The sequence below is a fragment of the Streptomyces sp. NRRL B-24572 genome, assembly GCF_002156145.1.
In the GTDB taxonomy this organism is placed as follows: Bacteria; Actinomycetota; Actinomycetes; order Streptomycetales; family Streptomycetaceae; genus Streptomyces; species Streptomyces vietnamensis.
Genome location: NZ_MWIG01001070.1, coordinates 319 through 646 on the forward strand (window position 1 = coordinate 319; position 328 = coordinate 646).

The following is a 328-nucleotide window of genomic DNA, read 5'->3' on the forward strand; positions in this document are numbered from 1 at the left end:
CCGGCCTCGGCGGCGATCGACGCGTAGTCGGAGGCGGTCAGGGGACGGTCCTTGTGCCCGTAGTCCGGCATGCAGCGGGGCTTGCAGAACACGCAGTCCAGGTTGCAGAGCGAGTTCAGGGTGAAGGCCAGGTAGGGGTGGTTGCGGCCGGTCGCGGCGAAGGCGGCGGCCCTCCTGACCGGCCTCAACGCCGGCCGCCTGGTCGACGGTCGCCGCGCGGCCGAGGTTGAGGAAGACGGACCCCGGCTTGAACGCCGTGAAGAGGCCGTGGTCGAAGAAACGGTCCGTGGCCCAGGTGGAGGGCAGCAGATCGACCACCACGTCGGCG

General features: G+C 70.7%; 2 pseudogenes. Both read right to left on the reverse strand.

Features of this window, described 5'->3' with window-relative positions:
- Positions 1 to 188, reverse strand: a pseudogene (locus CCN56_RS45410) (molybdenum cofactor biosynthesis protein MoaA); the annotation flags it as partial.
- 37 nt (positions 189 to 225) lie between these two features.
- A pseudogene (locus CCN56_RS45415) lies at positions 226 to 321 on the reverse strand (hypothetical protein); the annotation flags it as partial.
- Positions 322 to 328 lie beyond the last annotated feature (7 nt).